The sequence below is a fragment of the Bartonella sp. HY761 genome, from assembly GCF_026743145.1.
GTDB lineage: Bacteria > Pseudomonadota > Alphaproteobacteria > Rhizobiales > Rhizobiaceae > HY038.
In genome coordinates this window covers 262,923-288,058 of the sequence record NZ_CP104887.1, presented here as the reverse complement: position 1 = coordinate 288,058, position 25,136 = coordinate 262,923, and the positions used below count along the sequence as shown (strand labels likewise).

Below are 25,136 nucleotides of genomic sequence, written 5' to 3'. Positions count from 1 at the left end.
AGCAATTTGATCAAAAGTCGCATAGCAGCTTATTGATTGAAATCAAATTTTATCCATTATTTCGCCACTTATTCGCCATGAATAATGTGGACAACATCGCTTGGTGGGCCGCTATTCACGGCTGTCAGTAAATCGGGGCTAGAATTATTGATCTATCTTATACTCTTATTTGCGTTCTGGCTATTCATCGGCTTTAAACGCACCAACCAATTGCCTGTGCCTTTTTATAAGCGGTTTGTATTGATTATCGGCTGGTTAGTCTTTGCAATTTTGACACTTGGCCTATTATTGCCGTATGTTTTAAATCCCTTTCCCGATCAGCCGTGGTCTCGCCTCTTTATTTTAGTCTTTTGCGCTTTAATGGCATACCTTGTCTTACTGCTTTATTTGGAAGCGCGGTGTTTAACCCTTAAACCACGCATAACAAGAGAGTTCATCCGCGACATAATGCTTGTTGTAAGTTTACCATGCATTGTTCTTTATATTGGCTTTTATATTTTCTTATTTTTACCTACTTATCATAAAATTGACAATCAACTGGTGGCGCAGCCAATTGTTGACAAACTGGGCAAACCTTTGTCTTTTGATCAATTTTTAAGTGTTTATCAGCAAAGCTATTCGTCACTGGCCCCTTTAGATCTATATCGGGCACAGTTCGTATCATCGGAAACAACTGATTTTATGGACAATAATGATCTTGATATTTCTGGAAGCAATGTCGAGGCATTTCATGCAATGCTGAAAGTCATAGATGAAAAACTTTCTTTTCATTATTTCTTATTAACTTTCATTATATTCTTTTGGTTGTGGGGCATAAGTTTTTATCAGGCGATTTCAAGAAATTGGCGCCGCGATTATGATGGCAGTTTTATTTATGAATGACTTTTTCTTCGTAAATGTCAGTCAGTAAAATCTTCAAATTTTTTTAAATTACCGCTTTTGTATTTTTCATAAACGTCTTCAACATCTACTCTTGCCATTTGAACTATTTTATTCAAGTTCATCATATGAACTGATTGGCCATTTTCCTCATCAATAGTATTTTGAAAAGTACAAAAATCGTTATCTGTAATAAAAATAGTGCTGCTACCCTCATAAATATATTCCTTTGAATTTTCATCAATAATAGCTGGAGGAATAAAATAGTTTACAAAGACAACAATAGATGTTTTGTCACCCTTCACGCCTGTTACATTTATGCAATAATATGATGCACACCCGGCATAGCTAAATTTAAGGCGCTGTTTTTCATTTGCTTCCAGATAGATGTCTGTATTTGTAGTTTCACTATTTTCAGCAATAATCTGCCCTTTAAAAAGCCAACGGCTCAGCATGACATCATCATAAAAGGCTAGTCGTTCATGGTCAGTGCATTCACGGCTTTTGGCACATGGGGCAATAATGCTAAAGGTAAAAAAGGAAATTGAAAGAATTATCGCTGTTAAAATTTTACGCATAGATGCATCCCCTAAATACCTATCCTTTTGAGGATAACAATTAGGACCCAAATAACAAGCGGTATAAAATTCACTTTAAAAAAAATTAAGTCTTTTTAACTGGTTTTGAACCAAATAATTCATTGAGAATAATCAGCACAGCGCCAATGGTGATAAAAGCATCTGCGGCGTTAAAAACTGCAAAAGACCAGCCATAGGCATAAACAAGAATATAATCCACCACGTAATGAAAACGCACACGGTCGATTAAATTGCCAAAGGCACCACCGAGCACCAGCAAATAACCAATATTAGCGAGCTGTTTATTCTTATCGCCCTTCAGCCATAAAAATATAACGAAAATAATAACCACAATAGTTAAGGCAATAAGCCCCCAATCATGGAAAGATGCCAACATTGAAAAAGCAATACCAGTATTTTGCGTGTAAAAAAGCTTTAAAAACGGCAAAACATCAATAGCTTGATAAAGCTCCATATGGGTGACGACAAGATGTTTTATCACTTGATCAAGCGCGACTAAAATGGCGACAAAAATTATCCCACCCCATAATGCTGATTTCTTCATGCTATACGCTCATCCAATACCAAAACATTGCGGCGCATTTCATAAAGCATTACCGCCGTTGCCACCGCAAGATTTAACGAATCTGCACGTCCTGCTTGTGGGATACGTGCAAGCTTATCGCAGCTTTGAGCAAGACTGTCGGGCAATCCTTGTTGCTCATTGCCCATCATTAACATGATTGGCCCCTTTTTATAGGAAATAGTGCGATAATCCACCGAGCCTTTTAAATGGGTGCCGATAATGTCGCCATTAAAGCTTTTGCGCCAATTAAGAAATTCTGGCTCTTTAGCACGATAAAGCGGTACTGAGAAAATTGATCCCATAGTCGCACGCACTGTCTCCAAAGAATAAGCATCGGTTGTATCACCAATTAAGACGATACCACGTGCCCCAACTGCATCGGCAGTACGAATAATTGTGCCAAGATTGCCAGGATCGCGGACACGGTCAAGAGCAATATAGAGATCATCACGGCCAGCTTTCAACTGATCTAATGGCTGCCATTTTTGTTCAAAAACACCAATAACCGTTTGCGGATTTTCACGCCGCGTAATTGATGTTATAACCTTGTCATTTGCTTCAATAACAAGTCCGCCACTTGCAACGGTGCGTGCTGCCACTTTTTCAATCGCTGGATTACCAAGCCCAGATTTTGCAAATACCAATGTGCGAATTTGCCAACCCTGTTCAAGCGCATCAATAACCAGTTTCAAGCCTTCAGCTATGAAAATACCTTCACGGTCGCGGAATTTTTTCAAAGAAAGCGCTTTTAAATCCTTGATAATTGGATTGGCAAGGCTGGTAATTTCTTTTACTTGTCCGGTTCTTGGTCTTGAATTATTCATCATGCAATCCAACGGCTAAATAATGAGGTTGATAGGGCGCGTTTTGCCTGTTCTTCACGTAAAATAAGCTCACCTGATTGAACTTCGCCTTTAAGTCCGCGAAAACGGTCGCGCATTAATTCATGAATCGCATAAAATGACGCACGGATGGAATAGGCAGTGAGTACGACAGCCAAAGGTCTATCAGATAAAATATCGCGACAACCCGCAACCATTTGCGGTAAATGGTCAAATAATTGCCAAACCTCGCCATGTGGCCCACGGCCATAAGCCGGTGGATCCAGCAATATAATATCATAGGTCTTGCCGCGCCTTGCTTCACGCTCGACAAATTTCATCGCATCTTCACAAATCCAACGGATTGGCTTGTCATTAAGACCGGCAACTTCTTGATTTTCGCGTGCCCAACCAATGGCTTTTTTTGACGCATCGACATGAGTAACCTCAGCGCCGGCGCGTGCGGCAATTAATGAGGCAACCCCCGTATAGCCAAATAGATTAAGCACTTTTACTGGCCGTTTAGCATCAATAATCTGCTGCTCCATAAAACGCCAATGGGCATCTTGTTCAGGAAAAACACCAACGTGGCGAAATGACGTGAAACGGCCTAAAAATGGCATACCATTCCATGCCATAGGCCATGTTTCACCAAGTGGGGTTTTGGGAAAATTCCACCGCCCCAAACCTTCTTCATCGGTATTGCCGGTAAAAATGGCGTCGGCTTGTTCCCATTCCTTGATATCAAGGCTTGGCTGCCAAAGGGCTTGGCCTTCAGGGCGGATAATCTTATAAGGACCATAACGCTCAAGCTTTAAACCATGGCCACTATCCAGCAATGCGTAATCATTATCGGCAAGGGTTTCAAGAATAAGCGGTGCACTTCCTAATGGTCGCTCACCTTCCACCTTGGCAATCTCTATGTTGGATAATGCATTAAAGAGTGTTGCTTTATCAAATGGCAGTGCGGTAGTGGTTGCGCTGTCACCACTCTCGACAGGCTTTTCTGCTCGTCTCGGCTTACCGCTATGTGATTGGTTCTTATTATCCTCACTAAAGCTAGCCTGATCGCGTCTATCGCGGGGCTTTTGTTGGCCATTTTGAAAAGACCTTGCTTTTGCAGATGAATTGGCCTGTGAGGGACGTTGTTTATCCCAAGATTTTGGCTTATCTTTTGCCACTTTTTGCTTTTCCATTGATGGTCGGGCTTTTTTAGATTTCACCAGAATATTGCCTGTAATTGGATGGTTAAAAACTTATTTAAAATGAATGATGCGGGCATAGGCCCGCATGATAGTTTAACGTCAATAAAAGCCAGATTATGTCTAAGCCAAAGCGCTTACTTTAAATACTCGTTAAATAGCAAAAATATGTTCAACACTGCCTATCTGCGACTATATTTTATGACTTAACAGCAATATCGAGATCATGATTGCGATTTTTTGCCTTTTGTGCTGCTAATTCATTTTGGCATTCATGCAAGGCTTTGCGGTATTTATGCTGTTCAAACCAAACTGCAAACCCACCAATGATCATACCGATAATTAAGAACAAAAATAGCCAGATAAAAAATGGCAAAGTAAAATGCCAAGTAGTGCTATCAAAAGGGTTAAGCGCCAATGTGGCGGCAGCTCGATTGGCAACCATAAAGGCCACAACAATAATGGCTAATGGAATAAGGATAATTGCTGCTATGATACGTTTAAAAGTCATTCGTCTTCGCTATTCAAACGGTCGCGTAATTCTTTACCAGTTTTAAAAAATGGAACCCATTTTTCTTCAACTTCAACAGCGTCGCCGGTACGCGGATTGCGCCCCACACGTGATGGGCGATTTTTTACGGAAAAAGCACCAAAGCCTCTTAGTTCGACGCGGTTTCCTTCAGCTAAGGCATCGGAAATTTCGTTAAACACTGTGCTGACAATGTTTTCAACATCGCGCTGGAAAAGATGCGGGTTACGGCTGGCAATGATTTGCACGAGTTCCGATTTTATCACAATTAATCTCCGTTTCAGCGAATTATAATATTCATGTTATTTTAGCATAAATGCTTAAGTAAAATGTAGGTGTTTCAGTCTAATTTTTTTGTACGATCATGGCCCGGCATCAACTTGCCAAATATCACATTAATGTGAATCAGCAATTTAACCAATGAATAATTTTGTATGTTTCTTTTAAAACAATTTGCCGGCACTGTGAAGTACCTGAATTAAAAACCACAAAAAGTAACAGCTTTACAGCAATTTAAACTGCAAAAATTTAAAAATATTTTCGAGATGATCCACTTACATAAATTGATAAACTATTTTGTATTCAAAACAAAATAAACTTTGCGGATGACTTATGAAGACAAGGTGTTTATCCGTCAATGCCTTTATTAAAATTTTGATATATTTCGTCAATATTTTCTAATGTTCAATGAATGCAACGCTTGATAAATTGACAAAAGTCAAACAGCTTGCCAAATCTGAGCAAACTGTCTAAGCAATCGAAGCATCGTAAAATATGATTTAGCTTTTACAAAGAAAATGTATTGCCAAGATAGAGGCGACGCACGTCAGCATTTGCCACGATCTCGTCAGGAGAACCATGAGTGAGCACTTGACCTGAATGAATAATATAAGCGCGATCAACCAACCCCAATGTTTCTCTCACATTGTGATCAGTAATCAAAACGCCAATACCACGGCGCGTTAAATGACGGACCAATTGTTGGATATCAGAAATTGCGATCGGATCAATACCGGCAAAAGGCTCATCCAACAGCATGAAGTTCGGCTTTGAAGCTAACGCACGCGCGATCTCAAGACGGCGTCTTTCACCACCTGACAAGGAAATTGCTTGGGATTTTCGCAAATGCGAGATTTTAAATTCATCAAGCAATTCGTCTAATTGCAGTGCCCGCTTTTTCTTGTCTTTTTCAACAACTTCCAAAACGGCTTTAATGTTATTTTCAACACTCAACCCTCTAAAAATCGATGCTTCTTGAGGCAAATAGCCAATGCCCAATCGAGCGCGACGATACATGGGCATGGTGGTAACGTCAAAGCCATCAATTTCTATTGAGCCACCATCCGCAGGAACAAGACCAGTTACCATATAAAAGCAAGTAGTTTTACCTGCACCATTAGGTCCTAAAATGCCAACAGCTTCGCCGGCGCGCACACCAAAAGATACATCACTTACAACCGCGCGCCCACGATAGGTTTTACTCAAATTACGCGCAATCAGTGTGCCTTTATAGCGATTAACGCTGGCGTTATCTGCTTGGTCAACGGGCTCATCACTGCGTTCGATTTCGATTGTTTCTTCAACAATTTGCTGCATTACTATAACTTTATTCCGCGCGGTTCATGATAACAGAGACACGGCCTTTTTTCTGTTGATTGGAACAGCTTTCGAGAAAAGCCTTGCCGCTATCCATATGGGCAGTTAATTTGCAACCGGTCGCAACATTATCACCATCGGTTAGAACAACATTGCTACCCGTTAAAATCATAACATTGGTTTTACCATTAAAAGCACCTTGATCACCCGTCGCGATTTGCGTGCCTTGCTTGATATAGACCTTGTTTGACACTTCCATTTTTTCAATGCCGCTCGATCCAAGTCCACCGCTTGCTGCTTGCTGTGGCTTTGTACCATCGGGCTTAGCGTAATAGACAATCATTTTACCAGCTTTAAGCAAGCGATCACCTTGGATAACCGTGACATTGCCGGTAAATACAGCAAGGCCTTCTTTGTCGCGCATTTCAAGGTTGTCAGCATCAATCTTTATAGGTTCTTTGCCACCAGACAGATTAAGACCAAAATTAGCTTGCTGCGCCATTGCAGCTGGCGCAAGCGTAAAAAGACATCCCACAATTAGAGCCAAACGACCCAGGTGATGACGAGTGCAAATATTCAGCATTCTTTGACGCTCCTTCACTGGGCACGAACCACCCATATTTTGATGTTCCATAACTTGGTGTTCCATAACATAGTGTTATTGTGTTTTATTACCTGCTTCTTGCGGCGCAATAACCAGTTGGACTCTGCCGTTGAATATAAAGACCTGTCCATTTTCTTTAATACTTAAACTATCAGCCGTCAAATGTTCTCTGTCGCGAATTATTTCCACTGATTCATTTGTGGTTAATTGGCTTGTTTCAATGTTGATATCCGCTGACTTAAAACTAGCATTGACACCATCACTGGTTGTAACCGTAAAAGGTTTTTCAAGCACCATACGACCATTAATATTATCATAAATCCCACCAATGGCAGATACCTCAGCTTCGGCCCGTTCGCCAAGTGGCATTTTAGCGGTAATATCTTCAAGCTCAATCAGGCCCGGTTTTAGTGGATCTTGCACTGCGCGACTAGCATTGAATGAGTAAGGCTTTTGGCTTTTTGAATAGCCTTCAATTTTTGGGCTAGTCATGACAAGTTTGTCGTTGCCATCAGTATTAAGCGCAACAACATCCGCTGTTGGGCGGGCGGCAAAAAATGTAAACCATGCAAAAACCGCAGCAATCATCACAGCAATAATCGGTAAAAGAATTTTAATAAATTTTACCCTACTGGAATGCTTCATAGCTGCCAAAAAGACACTATCCTTTTTGACACTTGTTGAAAAAATACTGCTATCGCTATTTTGACGATCGTCCACGCGGTCCTCTTACATATTAATTTTTTATATTATGATATAATAATTATAATCTCTTTAACAAGGAATTATTAATTGCTCATGCTCCATATTAATAATTCACTCAATTAAACCTTTCTTTATATTTATAGTTAGCGCCCCTATTATCAATAGTGCTCTGCCAAACAGCAAGGGATAAATTTGGGGCATAAGCCAATGCTATTCTCGTAACGCTCATGTAACAATAAAAACTTGAAACTATATTAATATGAATAATGTTCTTGCTAGAATTGTATAACACAAAAGCGGTATTTTTGTGTGATAAATTAATTGAAATTTAAAGATCAATAATGATGGATAGGATTCATTCTACACGCCTATATATGCGAAATTTTTATCTTCGCCTCATTCCATATTTTGATTTTTACTGCTGCTATTTTAAAAACTTGTATAAAATTTAGAGATATTTTTTAAAAATCAGCTCATTTTTTTCAAAATATGAATCAAAAACAAGCACAGCCCATAACTATAGCTTTACCATTTCAATTTCTGGAGTGAGTGGTGTATAAACACGGTAATGTAAATATATTTTGTACAATCCATATATTGTTTTTAAATATCATAAATTACAATGAGGGCAAAAATGAATATTACTACACGTAAAATGGTCCTTGCAGATTGCGAGCATGTGGCACCATTATTGCAAAAAAATGCCCAATCCAATCATGGTGGGCTTTTTGGCGAATATCCACTAAAAAAAGTTGAAGGCATGTTCAAAACCAGCCTAAACACAGTTATCGCGCAAGAAAGTGATAAGGTTGCCGGTGTTGTTTTTAGTTTCTCGGTAAGTTCTGAAAGCTTGCCACCTGTTGCTAAAAAAATTGTAGAGCTTTATCCTAATTTAACCCAAGATGATTGGTTCTACGGTCCTGTTTGTATTGACGAAAATTATCGTGGCCAAGGACTTCTTGCCAAATTATGCGACAAGATTTGCTCTTTAAATACGGGAAAGCCTATAGCATTTATTAATCTTGACAATATTGCGTCATTAAAAGCCCACGAAAAGATAGGTTTTAGTGAAGCAGGACGTTTCACATTGGACAATGTTGATTGGCTTGTATTGGTAAAAGAGGATCCTTTCCAAGAGTAAAAATAAGTCCTGCGTTTAGTTTAACCCCTCAAAAATACGATTTTTTAAATAAAAAGCGCCGTTTGAGAACAGCGCTTTTAAAAGCTAAACACTGTATTTCCAAAATTCAACCCAGTTATTTTTGCTTATTTATCACTTTCAGCTGCTTCACTCCACTTACCCAATGAAGCAAGGGAGTTCATTTTGGCGCGGTGGGTAAAGGCGTTTTGACCAGCAAACACATTTTGCGCCTTTCCATCCCAAGCTTTAATTGCTGCTGCTTGCAAAGCGCGACCATACGAAAAACTAAGTGGCCAAGGTAAATTTCCAATTGCATTCATGGCATTAAGATGGGCTGTGGCCTCAACGTCACCCTGCCCGCCTGATAAAAACGCAATACCTGCAACGCTCGCTGGCACGGTTTCTTTAAGACACTGCACGGTTTTTTGCGCAACATCTTCAACCGATGCTTTACGGGCTTTTTTGCCATCAATAATCATATTAGGTTTTAATATCATACCATCTAAGGCAATATTTGCGTCATTTAAAGCGATGAAAACTTGTTGAAGTACAAATTTGGTTACTTCATAGCAGCGTTCAATCGAGTGATCCCCCGGCACGCCATCCATGAGCACTTCTGGCTCGACGATTGGTACTATATTATTTTCTTGGCAAAGTGCTGCATAGCGTGCCAAAGCTTGTGCATTTTGTAACACTGCTCCACGACTTGGTAGGCTTTTGCAATCTATAGCAATTACCGCTCGCCATTTGGCAAAGCGCGCGCCCAATTGATAATATTCTTGCAAGCGATTGCGTAAACCATCCAGCCCTTCGGTAATCGTTTCATTGGCAAAAAGTGCGAGTGACTTTGCCCCCTCATCCACCTTGATGCCAGGAATTGATCCTGCTGCATTGATGAGATCGGTCAACATTTGGCCATTTGAAGCCTTTTGACGAATAGTTTCATCATAAAGAATAACGCCAGAAATATAATTTTCCATCGCATCTTTGTCGGAAAATAACATCTCGCGATAGTCACGGCGATTTTCTTCTGTTGATTCAAGATGAATAGCATCAAAGCGTTTTTTAATTGTGCTGTTGCTTTCATCGGCCGCAAGAATACCCTTGCCAGTGGCCACCAATTTTTTGGCAATATCGGCTATACGTTCGCTCATTCACGGCTTCCTATAAGAGTTAATTATATGATTTTGGTAATGATAGGCAGAACAAATATGCTTTCATAAGGCAATGCCTAGATACCAAAAAACTTGGTAACGAGCATTGCCTTGGTGTTTAATCTTTATTTTTCTAGCGCAATAACACCTGGAAGCGGCTTGCCTTCCATCCATTCAAGGAAAGCTCCGCCAGCGGTTGAAATATAGGTAAACTTATCAGCAACGCCAGCATGATTAAGTGCTGACACTGTATCGCCGCCGCCCGCCACCGAAACAAGCTTGCCTAGTTTCGTACGCTCGGCAACGCGTTTTGCAACTTCAACGGTTGCATGATCAAAAGGCGTTAATTCAAACGCACCAAGTGGGCCATTCCACACCACGGTGGAAGCTTCATCAATAACTGCATTGATACGCTCAATTGAATTATCGCCAGCATCCAAAATCATGCCGCCTGCTGGTATTGCATCAATGCCGTAATTATGATGGTCAGCATTAGCTTCAAACCGACTTGCAACAACCGCATCAATCGGTAGAATAATCGCACAATTTTGCTTTTCGGCCTTAACCATAATAGCACGCGCCGTATCACTAAGTTCATGTTCGCAAAGAGATTTTGCGACGCTATAGCCTTGGGCTGCCAAAAATGTATTAGCCATACCGCCGCCAATAACCAACGCATCAACCTTATCAATAAGATTATTCAAAAGGTCAATCTTGGTTGAAACCTTGGCTCCACCAACAATTGCGACAACTGGCTTTTTAGGTTGCCCCAAACCTTTTTCCAAGGCTTCCAATTCGCCCTGCATTGCGCGGCCCGCATAGGCTGGCAAGACATGGGCAAGACCTTCAGTGGAAGCATGGGCACGGTGAGCGGCGGAAAACGCATCATTGACGTAAATATCGCCATTAGCTGCCAAAGCTTTAACAAATTCAGGATCGTTTTTTTCTTCACCGGCATGAAAGCGGGTATTTTCAAGCAAAAGAACATCGCCATCTTTCATTGCATCCACGGCTTTTTTAGCTTGCTCGCCAATGCAATCATCTGCAAAAGCAACTTTTTGTCCTAAAACACCTTCAACGGCAGAAATAATCTGCTTCAAGGAATCTTCAGCAACGACTTTACCTTTGGGACGACCAAAATGAGCAAGCAAAATCACTTTCGCACCATGGTCAGATAGTTCGGTTATCGTGCGTTTAACCCGCTCAATACGGGTAACATCACTTACCTTGCCATCACTTACAGGTACATTCAAATCGACACGCAAGAGAACGCGTTTTGATTTTACATCAACATCATCTAAAGTTTTAAATGCCACTTATCTTCTCCTCATTGCATTTAGTCAAATGCATTAAATAGCTTGGGCACGCCGCCCTAAAACACTTTAAAAAACAAAACGCCACACATTTTCCAGCTGAAAATGCATGGCGTTATAATATTCACGCGCTAATCTTAAAGGATAAGCGCATCAGCATTAAATGGTCTTTGCCAAAGCAACAGCTGTATCACTCATACGGTTTGAGAAGCCCCATTCATTATCATACCAAGTAAGAATACGGCACATTGTACCTTCCATTACCTTGGTCTGATCGGTGTGGAACACTGAAGAATGTGGATCATGATTGAAATCATGGCTTACCAATTTTTCATCAGTAAAGCCTAAAATACCTTTAAGCTGGCCATTGGCTGCATTACGGATAAGATCATTGATTTCTTCAACTGATGTCGCACGTTTAGCAATGAAAGTAAGGTCCACTACAGAAACATTAGGGGTTGGTACGCGAATAGCAACGCCATCAAGTAAACCTTTAAGTTCAGGCAATACAAGACCAACAGCCTTAGCAGCACCAGTTGAGGTTGGGATCATTGACAAGGCAGCCGCACGAGCGCGATAAAGATCCTTATGCATTGTGTCCAAGGTTGGCTGATCACCCGTATAAGAATGGATAGTGGTCATAAAACCTTTTTCAATGCCAATTGCATCATTCAACACTTTAGCAACAGGTGCCAAGCAATTGGTGGTGCAAGATGCATTAGAAACCACCTTATGATCTGCTGTTAGCTTATCATGGTTTACACCATAAACAACCGTAAGATCAGCACCATCAGCAGGAGCCGAAACAAGAACGCGCTTTGCTCCAGCTTCAAGATGCATAGCAGCCTTATCGCGTGCAGTGAAAATACCAGTGCATTCAAGGGCGATATCAACATTGTTTTCAGCCCAAGGCAGTTCTTTTGGGTCACGAACGGCATAAACCTTGATTGGGCCACGACCAGCATCAATTGTATCGCCGGCAACAGTCACGGTACCAGGAAAACGACCATGCACAGAATCGTAACGGAGAAGATGGGCATTTGTTTCAACTGGACCTAGATCATTAATGGCAACAACTTCGATGTCGGTACGACCGCTTTCGATAATTGCGCGCAAAACATTGCGTCCGATACGGCCAAATCCATTAATAGCTACACGTACTGCCATGGGTATTCTCCTGATTATTGGCATAATTTAAATATATGGCTTTTAAAGCCTATACCAAGTGAACTTATACGATAGTGATTTTATACAAAAAAAGGTAATTTTAAAAGCGATAATCCCATATTAATCTGTGGCATTGGAACGCATGATCTAAACTTAACGCCCAATCTTTGCCAATTAATGACGATTTCTTTTTAGCAACAAATATTTATACCTACTCTTGAAAAAATATATCTTTTAATAAAGGATAAGAAAAAAGCCGGCGGAAAAAACCGCCGGCTTGATGAAATTATTGAAGCTTTTCTTTTGCAGCAGCAACAACAGCATCGCTGGTAATGCCAAAATGCGGATAGAGTTCTTCAATTGGACCACTGGCACCAAAGCCATGCATACCAATAAAGATACCATCATTGCCAATGAAGCTATCCCAACCTTGGCGAATAGCCGCTTCAACTGCAATTTTAACCGGCGCTGAACCAATCAAAGCCTTGCGATAGGATGGTGATTGTTGCTCGAACAATTCAAAACATGGCACCGACACAACGCGGGTTGCAATACCCTGCTTTTCGAGAATATCACGGGCATTAACCGCAACTTCAACTTCCGAACCGCTGGCAAAAATGGTAACTTTTGCTTCATCGCTTGCAGTTACCAACTCATAGGCCCCAAGACCACAAAGGTTGTCGCTATCAAACTCTTTCCGTAAACTTGGCAAATTTTGACGAGTAAGAGCGATAGTTGATGGAGCTTTGTGGGATTTTAATGCTAATTGCCAGCATTCAACCGTTTCAGTCACATCAGCAGGGCGGAAAACCAAATGATTTGGAATAGCGCGCAAGGAAGCAAGATGCTCAACTGGCTGATGGGTTGGACCATCTTCACCAAGACCAATGGAATCATGGGTCATCACATAGATAACGCGGATACCCATAAGTGATGATAAACGCATTGCAGGGCGCGCATAATCGGCAAAGCACAAGAATGTGCCTGAATAAGGAATGATACCACCATATAGTGCCAAACCATTCATGATTGCGCCCATTGCATGTTCACGCACGCCATAATGCATATAACGGCCAGAAAAATCATCGGGTGTAATGCTTTTGGTCTGGCTGGTCTTAGTATTGTTTGAACCCGTTAAATCAGCCGAACCACCAATGGTTTCATTCACAACACCATTAATGACTTCCAATGCCATTTCAGACGCTTTACGCGTTGCAACCTTAGGCTGATCATTGGCTAGCTTTTGCTTATAAGCATCAATTGCCGCATCAAAATTGCCTGGCAAGTCACCACGCATCAAACGGTCAAATTCTGCACGAGTATTGGCGTCAAGCGCTTCATATTTCTTGGTCCACTCAACGTGTTTCTTTGCCGAGTTAAGACCTGACAAGCGCCAACTATCCAAAACATCTTCAGGCACAATAAACGGTTCAGCCGTCCAATTAAGCGCTTTGCGAGTTGCTGCAATTTCTTCTGCGCCAAGGGGTGAACCATGCACCTTATTGGTGCCGGCCATATGAGGCGAGCCAAAACCAATGGTAGTTTTGCAAGCAATAAAGCTTGGCTTATCGGATTGTTTAGCTTTTGCAATAGCATCAGCAATTGCTTGTTGATCATGACCATCAACATAGAATGTATCCCAACCAACAGCTGCAAAACGCGCTAATTGATCAGTATTGTCAGCAACATTTACATTACCATCAATGGTAATATTATTATCGTCCCATAGTAAAATAAGCTTGTTGAGCTTTAAATGACCGGCAAGGGCAATTGCTTCTTGCGAAATACCTTCCATCAAACAGCCATCGCCTGCTAATGCAAAAGTGTAGTGGTCAACAAGATCACCAAAACGCGCATTCATCAAACGTTCACCAAGGGCCATGCCAACGGCGTTGGCAATACCTTGACCTAATGGGCCGGTTGTTGTTTCAATACCAGCAGCGTGACCATATTCAGGATGCCCAGCGGTGCGAGCGCCCAATTGACGGAAATTTTTAATTTCTTCAATAGAAATATCTTCATAGCCAGTTAGATAAAGCAATGAATAGAGCAACATAGAGCCGTGTCCGGCTGAAAGCACAAAGCGATCGCGATTAGGCCAATGAGGTTTTTTAGGATCATGTGACATAAATTGGGTATAAAGCACGGTGGCAATATCAGCCGCACCCATTGGTAGGCCGGGATGGCCAGAATTGGCTTTTTGTACGGCATCGATGGAAAGAAAGCGGATGGCATTGGCCATCTGGTTTTGTTTCTCTGAATTTGTCATGAGCTTATTTTTCGCTTAATCTGGCATTGACGGGATGGGTGTAAACACGCCTTTTAAAAAGACTTAACCACAAATATCACTTAGGGCGGTTAAGTCAACATTAACGACAAATATACCTTATTTCAATAACAGTTTGTGTATTATTTGCTCCTATAACTTTCGTTCAATAATTATTTTAAACCTTTGGCAAAACACAATTGCCGGTTTTAAAAACTCATGCCAAACTCATAAGAAAACGTCTACAATCAATGAAAGTCCATTATTATATCGGACAATTTGAAAGATAAGTGGAATAAAATAAATTAACATCTTTCGTAATTTGCATGATTCGATTATGAAAGAACTTTAGGTGATTTTAAATTGGGCAAATCACTTAAATTACATTGTGATAAAAGCGAGAATAAAGGGTAGATGGATTTTTATCCATATGCTTTAATAGATAGGGTATAAAAGCCAATGGCAGTCAATACATCGTTAGAACAGGCGCTTGAGCATATGTCGCGTGCCCTTAACATGCTTGAAAATGCCGTCGAGGCTCGTATTGAAGCACAAAGCGACATGCAAGAATTTGAGGAAGAAGTGCAACGGCTAAATGCCGACCGCTCGCGCTTGGCGCAAGAACTCGACAGGGCTGAATCGCGCGGCGAGCGCCTTGAACAAGCCAATAAGGAAGTGTCCCGCCGCCTGATCACGGCAATGGAGACCATTAGAGCAGTTATCGAGCGATAGGAAAGTTAAAACCATGGCAACAGTGATGGTCACAATTGATGGCAAAACCTATCGTATGGCATGCGATGAGGGACAAGAGGAACATTTAGCGGGCTTAGCTGCCCGACTTGATCGCTATATTAGCCATTTAAAATCATCATTTGGTGAAATTGGCGATCATCGCCTATCGGTCATGGCGGGTATTATGGTCATGGATGAAATGACTGAAATTGAAAAGCGTGTCGAATATTTAGAAGACCAGAATGCCCAGCTCACTGCTGAGCAAGAAAACACCTCTTCCAATATTTCGCAGCAGGAACAAGCTTTTATCACACTTATTGATGAAGCTGCCAAGCGCATTGAAGGTCTTGCCGTGCGGATTGCGCCAACAAAGTAGGTTTTAAACGACAGCTCATAACAATTAACAAAGGCATTTTGTGCTAAAACCAGTTTTGACTATTTTAAAAAAGCTACTGAGGAGATGCGAATGTTTACCATTTGCAACAAAAAACCTTATAAACACTTGCCTTTAGACGTTTTTTTAGCTCATATATAGATTGACACAATAAAACGCATAATGCGTTAATTAAAGTGAGCAAAAATAGCTTAGTGGAGTCGAATTTTATGGATTTGGTTAGTCATCGCTATAAGGCACTTATTGCATCTGGGGAAATTAATGAAGATCCTGCGCAAGTCAAGTTGGTGGCTGAATTTGATAAGTTGATTGATCGTTTGCGCGAAAAAAATCTTTCTCGCAAATCAAGTCCACTTGGTTGGCTATTTGGCAAACGCAAAGCCGCACAAGAACCCATTCAAGGTCTTTACATTTATGGTGAAGTTGGGCGCGGTAAAACCATGCTTATGGATTTATTTTTTTCCTGCTTGCCCCAAGGTGATAAAAGACGCGCCCATTTTAATGACTTTATGAATGATGTCCATGACCGCATCAACCAACATCGCCAAGCTTTAAATCGTGGTGAAACCAAACAAAACGATCCAATTCCTGTGGTGGCTGATGCTTTGGCAAAAGAAGCTCATATCTTGTGCTTTGACGAATTTACCGTAACCGACATTGCCGATGCAATGATTTTAGGGCGCCTATTCACTGCACTTTTTGATAAGGGCGTAACCCTTATTGCAACTTCAAACGTTGCGCCAGATAATCTTTACCGCAATGGCTTAAATCGGCAATTATTTGTGCCATTTATCGCAATTTTAAAAAAACAAGTCGAGGTTTATAATCTTGATGCGCCAACTGATTATCGCCTTGAAAAAAATGGCCGTGAGCCAGTTTATGTTTCGCCACTAGGCAATGAAGCGCAAAAATTAATGGATGCGGCTTGGCAAAATGTCATCGGTGTTGAAAAAGCAGAGGCGACCGAAATATCAGTACGTGGCCACTTGGTGGAAATACCCAAAGCGACCAAGGATTGCGCAAGATTTGAATTTTTCGATCTTTGTTCAAAGCCCCTTGCTGCCTTTGACTATATGGCGCTTGCAGCACAATATCGCACATTTTTCATGGATAATGTACCAATACTTGATGATACGCGCCGTAATGAAACCAAGCGCTTTATTTTATTTATTGATACGCTGTATGACCATCATGCGCGGCTTTTTATCTCAGCGGCGGCTACGGCTGACAAGCTTTATAAAGGACGTTCTAATACAACTGAAACATTCGAGTTTGAGCGCACCGCATCACGCCTCTTTGAAATGCAAAGTGAAGAATATTTGCGCGAATGGGCAGAGGGCGACCCGAGGAAGAAGCAAAAGAATGAAGCAGAGTAAAATGACTGTCCTGTTATATTCCCTCGCCCTATCTTGATAAGGATCCATCATGGCTTTACACGCGCTTGATTTATGGAAAATAGACGAGACACTATTTTTTGATTGCGCTCATTTGCAAGATTTCTAATTTAATCACAATACCGATAAAGACTACGCATTCGTGTTTTACTAAACGTGCGCGTCATAAAACATTTGGCTTTTTCATAAGAATTTGCATCATCAATAATTTCAACTGTTTCTTGACGGCTAAAAGATCCACTCGCAACCCCACCCTTTGGAATAGTTTTTAACACATTGTCCAATTCATCACTGGTAATTTTAAGATATGGAATAAATAAACGTTTCTTATCGGCGCTTTTACCATCTTGAATATGTTGAGCCAGCCAAAATGCTGCATCAACAATCGCCGGTGGTGCACTTATAGAAATTGTTTTATAACCATTGAGTTTATGCTGCTCTTGCCACAATTGTAATTCATTTTGATTGCCCGACATAACGATAATTGGTAGTGGCCGTTTTGCTGTAAGAAAGGCTTGTGCAACATCATAGCCATAATCCCCCGAAACAAGTGCAGCGTCAATAGATGGCAAGTCCGTTAAAATATTACTAACTGCTTTTTGCGTCTCACCTTCACCTTGCCTTGCTAAGACAGATGCTACCGGTTTAAAATGAACAAATCTCGATAATCCACCTATGCTACCGTTTTCAATTTCTTCGGCAATAGGATCATTGAGCGGAGCAGTTACAAACACAAAATTAAAGTGATTAGAAAAGTGTTGTCGAAAATATTCAACACGCTTCTCTCCAATTTCATCAAAATCAGAAACAACTTGCCATGCACATGGTTCACTGATTGTAGCACCAAAAAAAACAATAATTATATGAGCAGCACAAGCTTCTGTGACTAATTCACTCAAAGAGGCGGGTTTACTTAAAAAACTAGGCGAGGTCGCATCAATAATGATAGCATCATAACCTTGTGCAATAATATCCCGAAATTTCGCCTTTTGCTCACCTTTTTTATCCGCAAGCACTGTAAAAACATTGGCCTTTGCAATGATACCACTTTTAATCGCTTCATTTGTAGTTTTTGTAAAACTTTCAAGCATGGCCTGATGCCAAGCGTCACCTGCATATATGTTGAACAAAGCAATTTTTTTATTTTCGGTTCCCGCATTTGCAAAATTACCACTTAATAATAGAATAAATAATATGAATAATAAATAATGCCGCATTTTATACTCCCGCTAAATACAATAAATTTAATACTCGAATAATATTCATCATAAGATTAATGTTAGAAAGCAATATTTATGGGACTTATGGTCAGGGCCTATTAATTTAAACGAAATGATGGTGAAAATTTTTGTGAGAACCCAAAGATTAAATGCGAAAAGAGCCGCCGAGAAATATAAATATTATCAAGGCTCTTCGACAAAGTTATCGCAAAAATTTAACATATCCTGAAAGGACACAAAAACAGCTGTAATCTACTACATCAGAAAGCTCAAATGGGTATACCACCCACTTTTCGCTTCCCCCCTTTGAATTTAAAATGAATATATTTTTGCTGTTTAATGTGCTTGTTTCTTTTAATTAATAGGTTCTACCCCTAATCCTCCACCCGCAAACCGCTTTGCTTATTAAAGGGGTGAAGATCTTTGAGCGGCACAGAAAACTGTAAATTCCCTTCATTATTTTGCTGTAAACGATCCGGCAATTCAATGGTTAATTGTTGCCCTTGCCACTCAACCAGAATTTGACAACCTGCACCGATTAATTCTACCAGCAAAATTTTAGCATTAAAATTGAGGCAATCTTGACGGGGCTCACCCAATAATACAGCGCCCGGTCTAAAGCCAATATAATCGGCCTCTTTACCAAACACCATGCCATCTCCACCAATGGCGCTTAACGCTGACCGTTCTAAAAAATTCATCTGCGGCGAACCGATAAAACTAGCCACAAATAAGGTTTTAGGCTTATCATAAATATCAACTGGCAAGCCCATTTGCTCAATTTTACCCTTATTCATCACCACCAATTTATCCGCCAAGGTCATAGCTTCCAACTGATCATGGGTTACATAAAGGCTCGTAGTTTTTAAACGCCTTTGCAAGGTCTTAATCTCTACGCGCATTTGACCGCGCAATTTAGCATCAAGATTAGATAATGGTTCATCAAAAAGAAATAATTTAGGTTTGCGCACAATGGCGCGCCCCATCGCCACACGTTGACGCTGACCACCCGATAATTGCCGTGGTTTACGATCTAAAAACGGTTCAATTTCAAGCATCTTGGCGGCTTCCATGATGCGTCTATCACGCTCATCCTTTGGCGTTTTGCGATTTTTTAGACCATATTCAAGATTACCGCGCACACTCATATGCGGATAAAGCGCGTAATTTTGAAAAACCATCGCAATATCACGCTCGGCTGGCTCGATATTATTAACCAGCTTGTCACCAATATGTAATTCACCACCGCTAATTTGCTCAAGACCTGCCACCATGCGCAATAGGGTGGATTTGCCACAACCAGAGGGTCCAACCAAAACCACTAACTCACCATCATTAACCGATAGGTTAAGTCCTTCAATCACGGTAATGCCATTATCATATTGTTTTTTTATGTTAGAAAGCTTTATCGAAGCCATCTCATTTCTCCGTTTCAATCAGGCCTTTAACAAATAAGCGTTGCATCGACACAATCACTATAATAGGCGGCAACATGGCAAGCACTGCAACTGCCATTAAAATATTCCATTTGGGGTCATATTGTACCGATTCCACAAAAAGCTGGCGCATCACCACCAAAATTGTTTGATATTTAGCGTCAGTAGTGACAATAAGCGGCCATAAATATTGCACCCAACCATAAACAAACTGAATAATAAATAATGCCGCCAAATTAACCCGGCTTAGCGGCAATAAAATATCCTTAAAGAATTTAAATGGTCCTGCCCCATCAATTCGCGCCGCTTCCAATAATTCATCGGGTACCGTTAAAAAGAACTGTCTGAATAAAAAGGTAGCTGTAGCCGAAGCGATCAGCGGAATAATCATACCCGCATAAGAATTAATCAGCCCCAAATCGGCAACCACTTTAAATGTGGGCACAATACGCACCTCAACTGGCAGCATCAAAGTCACAAAAATCAATGCAAAAGCGGTTTTACGAAATGGAAAACGCATATAGACGATAGCATAGGCGGAAATGATCGAAATCGCAATTTTACCAATTGAAATTCCCATTGCCATAATAAATGAATTCGTTAATAGCGGTGCCACCGCTGGTAGGCCCATTTTTGCCATGCCATCGCCAAGCACCAATGTATAATTTTCAATAGCATGACCACCGGGCAAAAGCGGTAATGTGCCAGTAGAAAACGCATCAGAACCATGGGTTGACGCAATGATGGCGATATAAACAGGAAAGCAGGTAATAATGATACCTACAATGAGGATAAAATAAGTAAGGAACACCATAAAAGGGCGATTTTCTACCATGATGGAACTCCTTAATACTGCACACGCCGCTCAACAAAGCGGAATTGGAAAATAGTAAGCGCAATAACTAAAATCATCAAAATGGTTGATTGCGCGGCAGAAACGCCGATCATTTGATTTTTATAACCATCATCAAAAACCTTATAGACAAGGGTATTGGTTGCCTGTGCCGGTCCGCCTTGAGTGGTGCCATCGATAATTGCAAAAGTATCAAACATCACATAATTTATATTAATAATTAAAAGGAAAAAAGTTGTTGGCGATAATTGTGGAAAGACAATAGTCCAAAAACGTTTTATTGGCCCTGCCCCGTCAATTGCAGCAGCTTCAATTTGAGATTTTGGTATGGATTGCAAGCCGGCAAGAAAAAACAAAAAATTATAAGAAATTTGCTTCCAACTTGCAGCGATAATGATCAATATCATCGCTTGAGTTCCATTTACACGATGGTTCCAATTAACATCAATAAAATGTAATAAATAGGGTATTGTGCCAATGGTAGGATGGAAAAGAAACAACCACAAAACACCCGCAATGATCGGCGCAACCGCATAAGGCCATAAGAGCATTGTCGTATAAAATGATTTTGCTTTAATAACCCGATCGGCGGCAACAGCAAGCAATAGCGATATTCCCATGGAAAGTACCGTCACCGATACGGCAAAAATAACAGTCACATAAATGGCATGGAAATAGGCAGGGCTTGAAAAAATGCGAATATAATTATCAAAGCCGACAAATACAGTTTTAAAGCCAAATGGATCTTCACGCTGGAAAGATGAAATTATACCTTGTGCAGCCGGCCATAAAAAGAAGAAAAACGTTACCGCTAATTGCGGTGCCAATAGCCAATAGGGCAGCGTATTGTTTTTAAAATAGACCCGTTTTTCTTGCATAGTGCTTTTTTTCCAAATTTTAATTATGGCCAATCAGCCTAAAAAAATGAAAGAGGAAATGCCCTTAAATGGCCATTTCCTCGACTTTAAAATGCGCTTACTAGCTATTGATTAGCAGCTTCAAACTCACGCAATATTTGATTGCCGCGTGAAACGGCCTCGTCAAGCGCTGCCTTTGGTTGCTTTGACCCATTAAGGACAGCTTCTAATTCCTGATCAAGGATAGAGCGAATTTGTGGCATATTACCAAAACGCACGCCTTTTGAATTTTCTGTCGGTGGATTTAAATTAATTTGCTTGATAGCTATTTCAGTGCCGGGATTTTTTTCATAAAAACCTTGGCTTTTGCTCAGCTCATAAGCTGCTTTGGTAATTGGCAAATAGCCGGTATTTTGGTGCCAACGCGCTTGATTTTCTGGCAAGGACAAGAAATTTAAAAATTTGGCTGCGCCCTTATATTGCTCATCCTTATGTCCTTGCAATACCCAAAGCGATGCACCACCAATGATCGAGTTTTGCGGAGCGCCTTTTACATCAGCATAATAAGGCAACATGCCAAAGCCCACATCGAACTTAGCTTGCTTGACAATACCGCCGCGCGAACCCGATGATTGCATAAACATGGCACAATTTTGTGCAACAAACATTGGTGCAGAATCAAGAGCGCCAGCAGGACCGCCATAACGGAAAGTGCCATTATCCGACCATTTTTTCAGGTCTTTCCATAGGCGCTCTTGCAAGTCACCATTAAAAGTTAAAGTTGCATCTAATCCACCAAAGCCATTTTCTTTGGTGCCATAAGGAACATTATGCAAGGCCGAGAAATTCTCAAGTCCAATCCAATGAGCAGCATAAGTCATGGTAAAACCACAACTTGCTGCCTTTGAATCAAGAATTTTCTTAGAAAAAGCTTCAATGTCTTCCCAAGTTGTTGGTGCTTTTTCCGGATCAAGTCCAGCCTTTTTGAAAACGTCTTTATTATAATAAAGGATAGGTGTTGAAGAATTAAACGGCATAGACAGCATTTTGCCGTCAGTATCGGTATAATAGCCACTAACAACAGGCAGATAAGCAGATGGATCAAAAGCCTCTTTGGTTTCTTCCATCAATTTATATACGGGATAAACAGCGCCCTTAGCTGCCATCATCGTGCCAGTGCCTACTTCGTAAATTTGCACGAGTACTGGCTGTTGCTTAGCACGAAAGGCAGCAATCGTTGCAATCATGCTTTCTTCATATTCACCGCGAAAAGATGGCACTACCTTATATTCTGTCTGGCTTTTATTAAAATCATTGGCAAGGCTTTCAACTTCCTGCCCGAGCTGACCACTCATTGAATGCCAAAAAGTAATTTCTGTTTGCGCAAATGCAGTACTCATTGAAAGCGCTGATACAATTGCGGCAATACCAAATTTAACCGAAAAACCCATAACCTACTCCAAAGTTAGATCCAAATTCTCATAAAAAATATGACCAGCCATGTATTTTGGCTCATTCAATCTCTTGGAGTTACCGCTTGCTTATTGCAAATTTATTACATTTTGTTGAATTAAAAAATGGCTCCTCCAAGTTGAACTGTTTCCTCAAACTGCAACTTTTATTCAACAAAAAATTTGTAGCAATATTTTTAAGAAAATACAAATCTTTAGCTATTGAAATATCGAAAAGGGTTAACGCAGTTGGCACTGCCTTAAATACCGATAACATCACTGCCAAATGCAAATATCCAACCATTAGATTATATAAACATTACCCATCCCTCAATCGGTAAGCATCAAAAGGCAAAGCTGCACTTTAAATTATATATTTAATAATTATATTAAAACTTCAGCCGCTGGTAATTTAAGCGGGTATTAGCTTTTATTTTATAAGATAGATTGTAAAATCTTAGCTAGCTATAATTTTGTTAAGTTTAGAGGCCACTGCGCTGTTGATTAAAAGGCATTACTAATGAAGCTGCGTTTATTTGGATTTGTATTTTTTGCAGCTTTTTTTATTGAAGTTGCAAGCATTATAGTTGTTGGAAGACAAGTCGGCGTACTTTGGACATTATTACTATTGTTTTTGGGAATGGTAATTGGGGGATCACTGATCGCAAAATCAGGCCGCGATATGATAACGCAAGTTCAAATAGAGCTTGCAGCAGGAAGAAATCCAGACCAACACATGGTTAAAGGTTTAATGACCTTTATTGCCGGTATTTTGCTTTTTATTCCGGGCTTTGTAACGGATATTTTGGCAATTATTTTGCTCATTCCTTTTGTGCAAGAAAAATTGCTAAAATTCATGAAGAACCACACCAAACTTAGCACAAAATATTACGCAGACCATCAAACAAGTAATCGTCGCGGTTATTCATCGACAGAGGATGGCGAAATAATCATTGATCTTGATAGTAATGATTATCGCAGTGAAAATGATGAAAAGCGTGACATTAAATACATAAGTGACACTAAAAACGATGATAACTTGCGATAATCCTAAAAAAAACGTAAAACTATTTCCAGCTTTTCTTGCCATAATTGTACTTACGTGATAGCGAATAATATATTCCAACGCTGGCGGGCCGTTGTTCGCCTTTAAAAGAAGGTAGTGTTTATGTCTGAAACAGATGCAAACAATAATGGTGCAACTGCACCTAGTCTTAATATTTTAACGCAATATATCCGCGATTTTTCTTTTGAAAGTCCAAATGCGCCAAATTCATTGCGCTTGCGTGATAATGCTCCGCCAATCAATATTGCTGTAAATGTTAACGCCAATGAAATGGGCGATGACATGTATGACGTCGTGCTTTCATTAAATGCACGTGCAGGCGATGAAAAAGACGTTATGTTCAATATTGAACTCGTTTATGGCGGCGTGTTCCGCGTGCAAAACTTCCCGCAAGAACATGTAATGCCGGTTGTTTTCATTGAATGCCCACGTTTGCTTTTCCCATTTGCGCGTGAAATCATTGCTGGTATTACTCGCAGTGGCGGCTTCCCACCATTGATGATTGACCCAATTGACTTTGCAGCAATTTTCCAACAGCGCATGGCTGAAGAAAATGCACGTCAACAAGTGCAAACAAACTAATCTTTAAAATGCAAAATGCCTCAAATGAAAATTTGAGGCATTTTTTTAATTTACTTTAAAATTAGCTAGTGCCCTAATGATGTCCAGTTGAGCCAAAGCCTTTTTCGCCGCGCTCTGTTTGCGAAACTTCTTGGCGCTCTTCGCACTGTAACTGCACAACAGGCGCAATTACCGCTTGTGCAATGCGCATAGCACGGGTGATTCTAAATTCTTCTTCACCTAAATTAATCAACAGCACCTGAATTTCACCACGATAATCGCTATCAATAGTACCAGGCGTATTAAGGCAGGTTATGCCATGCTTTAAAGCAAGACCAGAGCGTGGTCTGATCTGCACTTCATAACCCAATGGAATTTCAAAAATCAAACCAGTTGGCACCAAAATGCGCCGGCCTGGGTTTAAAATAATCTGACGGTCTTTTGGGAGCGCAGCACGTAGATCCATTCCCGCCGCACCTGCCGTTTCATAGGCAGGTAGATCCAAACCATTGCTATGATCAAGACGGATAATACCAAGTTTAGGGAGGTGAGCAGACATCATCAATCCTTCAAGGAAATAATCAATATTTGAGTAAATTTTTCAATTTTATAAATGAAAAATATTGCCCTT

Annotated in this window: 26 protein-coding genes; 7 read left to right on the top strand and 19 right to left on the bottom strand. The window is 40.5% G+C overall.

What is annotated here, in order from left to right; translation table 11 throughout:
- Positions 1–84: 84 nt before the first annotated feature.
- Positions 85–882: a hypothetical protein gene (locus N6A79_RS01120; protein ID WP_268546651.1), complete on the top strand. Its 798-nt coding sequence runs from the start codon at positions 85–87 to the stop codon at positions 880–882.
- Between the two features lie 17 nt (positions 883–899).
- On the opposite strand, the gene N6A79_RS01115 is transcribed toward N6A79_RS01120, so the two are convergent.
- The 9 genes from N6A79_RS01115 to lptC all read right to left on the bottom strand — a co-directional run bounded on the left by N6A79_RS01115 (position 900) and on the right by lptC (position 7,515).
- Positions 900–1,457 (bottom strand): hypothetical protein, encoded by a 558-nt coding sequence (locus tag N6A79_RS01115; RefSeq protein WP_268546650.1) that lies wholly within the window; start codon positions 1,455–1,457, stop codon positions 900–902.
- Positions 1,458–1,542: 85 nt separating this feature from the next.
- On the bottom strand, positions 1,543–2,022 hold the full coding sequence (lspA, locus tag N6A79_RS01110) for a signal peptidase II (protein ID WP_182418509.1): 480 nt from the start codon (positions 2,020–2,022) through the stop codon (positions 1,543–1,545).
- On the bottom strand, positions 2,019–2,870 hold the full coding sequence (locus N6A79_RS01105) for a TrmH family RNA methyltransferase (RefSeq protein WP_182418508.1): 852 nt from the start codon (positions 2,868–2,870) through the stop codon (positions 2,019–2,021). Before N6A79_RS01105 ends, lspA begins: the two co-directional genes overlap by 4 nt.
- Positions 2,867–4,060, bottom strand: coding sequence for a class I SAM-dependent methyltransferase (locus tag N6A79_RS01100; protein ID WP_442784264.1), 1,194 nt, complete (start codon positions 4,058–4,060; stop codon positions 2,867–2,869). Before N6A79_RS01100 ends, N6A79_RS01105 begins: the two co-directional genes overlap by 4 nt.
- A gap of 205 nt (positions 4,061–4,265) precedes the next feature.
- Positions 4,266–4,577 carry a LapA family protein gene (locus N6A79_RS01095; RefSeq protein WP_262079513.1) on the bottom strand — a complete coding sequence of 104 codons (312 nt, stop codon included), beginning with the start codon at positions 4,575–4,577 and terminating at the stop codon, positions 4,266–4,268.
- Entirely contained in the window at positions 4,574–4,861 is a 288-nt protein-coding gene (locus tag N6A79_RS01090) for an integration host factor subunit beta (protein ID WP_182418506.1), read from the bottom strand. The genes N6A79_RS01095 and N6A79_RS01090 overlap by 4 nt, the downstream gene beginning before the upstream one ends.
- Positions 4,862–5,381: 520 nt before the next feature.
- Positions 5,382–6,161, bottom strand: a complete 780-nt coding sequence (gene lptB, locus N6A79_RS01085; RefSeq protein WP_442784263.1) for an LPS export ABC transporter ATP-binding protein — start codon at positions 6,159–6,161, stop codon at positions 5,382–5,384.
- Between the two features lie 40 nt (positions 6,162–6,201).
- On the bottom strand, positions 6,202–6,774 hold the full coding sequence (locus tag N6A79_RS01080) for an LptA/OstA family protein (protein ID WP_268546648.1): 573 nt from the start codon (positions 6,772–6,774) through the stop codon (positions 6,202–6,204).
- 75 nt (positions 6,775–6,849) lie between these two features.
- Positions 6,850–7,515: an LPS export ABC transporter periplasmic protein LptC gene (gene lptC / locus N6A79_RS01075; RefSeq protein ID WP_268546647.1), complete on the bottom strand. Its 666-nt coding sequence runs from the start codon at positions 7,513–7,515 to the stop codon at positions 6,850–6,852.
- Between the two features lie 619 nt (positions 7,516–8,134).
- Here lptC and N6A79_RS01070 point away from each other — a divergent pair.
- Positions 8,135–8,641 carry a GNAT family N-acetyltransferase gene (locus N6A79_RS01070; protein WP_268546646.1) on the top strand — a complete coding sequence of 169 codons (507 nt, stop codon included), beginning with the start codon at positions 8,135–8,137 and terminating at the stop codon, positions 8,639–8,641.
- A 125-nt stretch (positions 8,642–8,766) separates the two neighbouring features.
- Here the strand turns inward: N6A79_RS01070 and N6A79_RS01065 are convergent, their stop codons facing one another.
- From N6A79_RS01065 to tkt, 4 genes are all read right to left on the bottom strand, one after another.
- Positions 8,767–9,795 (bottom strand): class I fructose-bisphosphate aldolase, encoded by a 1,029-nt coding sequence (locus tag N6A79_RS01065; protein WP_268546645.1) that lies wholly within the window; start codon positions 9,793–9,795, stop codon positions 8,767–8,769.
- 125 nt (positions 9,796–9,920) lie between these two features.
- Entirely contained in the window at positions 9,921–11,111 is a 1,191-nt protein-coding gene (locus tag N6A79_RS01060; protein WP_268546644.1) for a phosphoglycerate kinase, read from the bottom strand.
- A gap of 156 nt (positions 11,112–11,267) precedes the next feature.
- Complete coding sequence (gene gap, locus N6A79_RS01055) at positions 11,268–12,275, bottom strand: type I glyceraldehyde-3-phosphate dehydrogenase (protein WP_182418499.1); 1,008 nt, start codon at positions 12,273–12,275, stop codon at positions 11,268–11,270.
- A gap of 286 nt (positions 12,276–12,561) precedes the next feature.
- Entirely contained in the window at positions 12,562–14,544 is a 1,983-nt protein-coding gene (tkt, locus tag N6A79_RS01050) for a transketolase (protein WP_268546642.1), read from the bottom strand.
- A gap of 456 nt (positions 14,545–15,000) precedes the next feature.
- On the opposite strand from tkt, the gene N6A79_RS01045 reads away from it, so the two are divergent.
- The 3 genes from N6A79_RS01045 to zapE all read left to right on the top strand — a co-directional run bounded on the left by N6A79_RS01045 (position 15,001) and on the right by zapE (position 17,043).
- Positions 15,001–15,273, top strand: a complete 273-nt coding sequence (locus N6A79_RS01045; protein ID WP_182418497.1) for a DUF4164 domain-containing protein — start codon at positions 15,001–15,003, stop codon at positions 15,271–15,273.
- Between the two features lie 13 nt (positions 15,274–15,286).
- On the top strand, positions 15,287–15,649 hold the full coding sequence (locus N6A79_RS01040; protein ID WP_268546641.1) for a cell division protein ZapA: 363 nt from the start codon (positions 15,287–15,289) through the stop codon (positions 15,647–15,649).
- Positions 15,650–15,876: 227 nt separating this feature from the next.
- Positions 15,877–17,043 carry a cell division protein ZapE gene (zapE, locus tag N6A79_RS01035; protein WP_268546640.1) on the top strand — a complete coding sequence of 389 codons (1,167 nt, stop codon included), beginning with the start codon at positions 15,877–15,879 and terminating at the stop codon, positions 17,041–17,043.
- 128 nt (positions 17,044–17,171) lie between these two features.
- Here zapE and N6A79_RS01030 read toward each other — a convergent pair whose 3' ends face one another.
- The 5 genes from N6A79_RS01030 to ugpB all read right to left on the bottom strand — a co-directional run bounded on the left by N6A79_RS01030 (position 17,172) and on the right by ugpB (position 22,878).
- Positions 17,172–18,278 (bottom strand): substrate-binding domain-containing protein, encoded by a 1,107-nt coding sequence (locus N6A79_RS01030; protein ID WP_268546639.1) that lies wholly within the window; start codon positions 18,276–18,278, stop codon positions 17,172–17,174.
- A gap of 377 nt (positions 18,279–18,655) precedes the next feature.
- Positions 18,656–19,699: a sn-glycerol-3-phosphate ABC transporter ATP-binding protein UgpC gene (gene ugpC, locus N6A79_RS01025; protein WP_268546637.1), complete on the bottom strand. Its 1,044-nt coding sequence runs from the start codon at positions 19,697–19,699 to the stop codon at positions 18,656–18,658.
- 1 nt (position 19,700) lies between these two features.
- Positions 19,701–20,552 (bottom strand): sn-glycerol-3-phosphate ABC transporter permease UgpE, encoded by an 852-nt coding sequence (gene ugpE / locus N6A79_RS01020; RefSeq protein ID WP_182418491.1) that lies wholly within the window; start codon positions 20,550–20,552, stop codon positions 19,701–19,703.
- An 11-nt stretch (positions 20,553–20,563) separates the two neighbouring features.
- Positions 20,564–21,448 (bottom strand): sn-glycerol-3-phosphate ABC transporter permease UgpA, encoded by an 885-nt coding sequence (gene ugpA / locus N6A79_RS01015; RefSeq protein ID WP_268546635.1) that lies wholly within the window; start codon positions 21,446–21,448, stop codon positions 20,564–20,566.
- A 104-nt stretch (positions 21,449–21,552) separates the two neighbouring features.
- On the bottom strand, positions 21,553–22,878 hold the full coding sequence (gene ugpB, locus N6A79_RS01010) for a sn-glycerol-3-phosphate ABC transporter substrate-binding protein UgpB (protein ID WP_268546634.1): 1,326 nt from the start codon (positions 22,876–22,878) through the stop codon (positions 21,553–21,555).
- A gap of 520 nt (positions 22,879–23,398) precedes the next feature.
- On the opposite strand from ugpB, the gene N6A79_RS01005 reads away from it, so the two are divergent.
- Together N6A79_RS01005 and secB are read left to right on the top strand one after the other, a co-directional pair.
- Complete coding sequence (locus N6A79_RS01005) at positions 23,399–23,926, top strand: FxsA family protein (RefSeq protein ID WP_182418488.1); 528 nt, start codon at positions 23,399–23,401, stop codon at positions 23,924–23,926.
- A 120-nt stretch (positions 23,927–24,046) separates the two neighbouring features.
- Positions 24,047–24,526, top strand: a complete 480-nt coding sequence (gene secB, locus N6A79_RS01000; RefSeq protein WP_182418487.1) for a protein-export chaperone SecB — start codon at positions 24,047–24,049, stop codon at positions 24,524–24,526.
- Between the two features lie 73 nt (positions 24,527–24,599).
- On the opposite strand, the gene dut is transcribed toward secB, so the two are convergent.
- Entirely contained in the window at positions 24,600–25,067 is a 468-nt protein-coding gene (dut, locus tag N6A79_RS00995; protein ID WP_442784240.1) for a dUTP diphosphatase, read from the bottom strand.
- Positions 25,068–25,136 lie beyond the last annotated feature (69 nt).

Bases quoted from the DNA above. Each gene is read 5' to 3' on its own strand.
- N6A79_RS01120 (WP_268546651.1), top strand. From the start codon at position 85: ATGTGGACAACATCGCTTGGTGGGCCGCTATTCACGGCTGTCAGTAAA.
- N6A79_RS01115 (WP_268546650.1), bottom strand. From the start codon at position 1,457: ATGCGTAAAATTTTAACAGCGATAATTCTTTCAATTTCCTTTTTTACC.
- lspA (WP_182418509.1), bottom strand. From the start codon at position 2,022: ATGAAGAAATCAGCATTATGGGGTGGGATAATTTTTGTCGCCATTTTA.
- N6A79_RS01105 (WP_182418508.1), bottom strand. From the start codon at position 2,870: ATGATGAATAATTCAAGACCAAGAACCGGACAAGTAAAAGAAATTACC.
- N6A79_RS01100 (WP_442784264.1), bottom strand. From the start codon at position 4,060: ATGGAAAAGCAAAAAGTGGCAAAAGATAAGCCAAAATCTTGGGATAAA.
- N6A79_RS01095 (WP_262079513.1), bottom strand. From the start codon at position 4,577: ATGACTTTTAAACGTATCATAGCAGCAATTATCCTTATTCCATTAGCC.
- N6A79_RS01080 (WP_268546648.1), bottom strand. From the start codon at position 6,774: ATGCTGAATATTTGCACTCGTCATCACCTGGGTCGTTTGGCTCTAATT.
- N6A79_RS01070 (WP_268546646.1), top strand. From the start codon at position 8,135: ATGAATATTACTACACGTAAAATGGTCCTTGCAGATTGCGAGCATGTG.
- N6A79_RS01065 (WP_268546645.1), bottom strand. From the start codon at position 9,795: ATGAGCGAACGTATAGCCGATATTGCCAAAAAATTGGTGGCCACTGGC.
- gap (WP_182418499.1), bottom strand. From the start codon at position 12,275: ATGGCAGTACGTGTAGCTATTAATGGATTTGGCCGTATCGGACGCAAT.
- tkt (WP_268546642.1), bottom strand. From the start codon at position 14,544: ATGACAAATTCAGAGAAACAAAACCAGATGGCCAATGCCATCCGCTTT.
- N6A79_RS01045 (WP_182418497.1), top strand. From the start codon at position 15,001: ATGGCAGTCAATACATCGTTAGAACAGGCGCTTGAGCATATGTCGCGT.
- N6A79_RS01040 (WP_268546641.1), top strand. From the start codon at position 15,287: ATGGCAACAGTGATGGTCACAATTGATGGCAAAACCTATCGTATGGCA.
- zapE (WP_268546640.1), top strand. From the start codon at position 15,877: ATGGATTTGGTTAGTCATCGCTATAAGGCACTTATTGCATCTGGGGAA.
- N6A79_RS01030 (WP_268546639.1), bottom strand. From the start codon at position 18,278: ATGCGGCATTATTTATTATTCATATTATTTATTCTATTATTAAGTGGT.
- ugpC (WP_268546637.1), bottom strand. From the start codon at position 19,699: ATGGCTTCGATAAAGCTTTCTAACATAAAAAAACAATATGATAATGGC.
- ugpE (WP_182418491.1), bottom strand. From the start codon at position 20,552: ATGGTAGAAAATCGCCCTTTTATGGTGTTCCTTACTTATTTTATCCTC.
- ugpA (WP_268546635.1), bottom strand. From the start codon at position 21,448: ATGCAAGAAAAACGGGTCTATTTTAAAAACAATACGCTGCCCTATTGG.
- ugpB (WP_268546634.1), bottom strand. From the start codon at position 22,878: ATGGGTTTTTCGGTTAAATTTGGTATTGCCGCAATTGTATCAGCGCTT.
- N6A79_RS01005 (WP_182418488.1), top strand. From the start codon at position 23,399: ATGAAGCTGCGTTTATTTGGATTTGTATTTTTTGCAGCTTTTTTTATT.
- secB (WP_182418487.1), top strand. From the start codon at position 24,047: ATGTCTGAAACAGATGCAAACAATAATGGTGCAACTGCACCTAGTCTT.
- dut (WP_442784240.1), bottom strand. From the start codon at position 25,067: ATGATGTCTGCTCACCTCCCTAAACTTGGTATTATCCGTCTTGATCAT.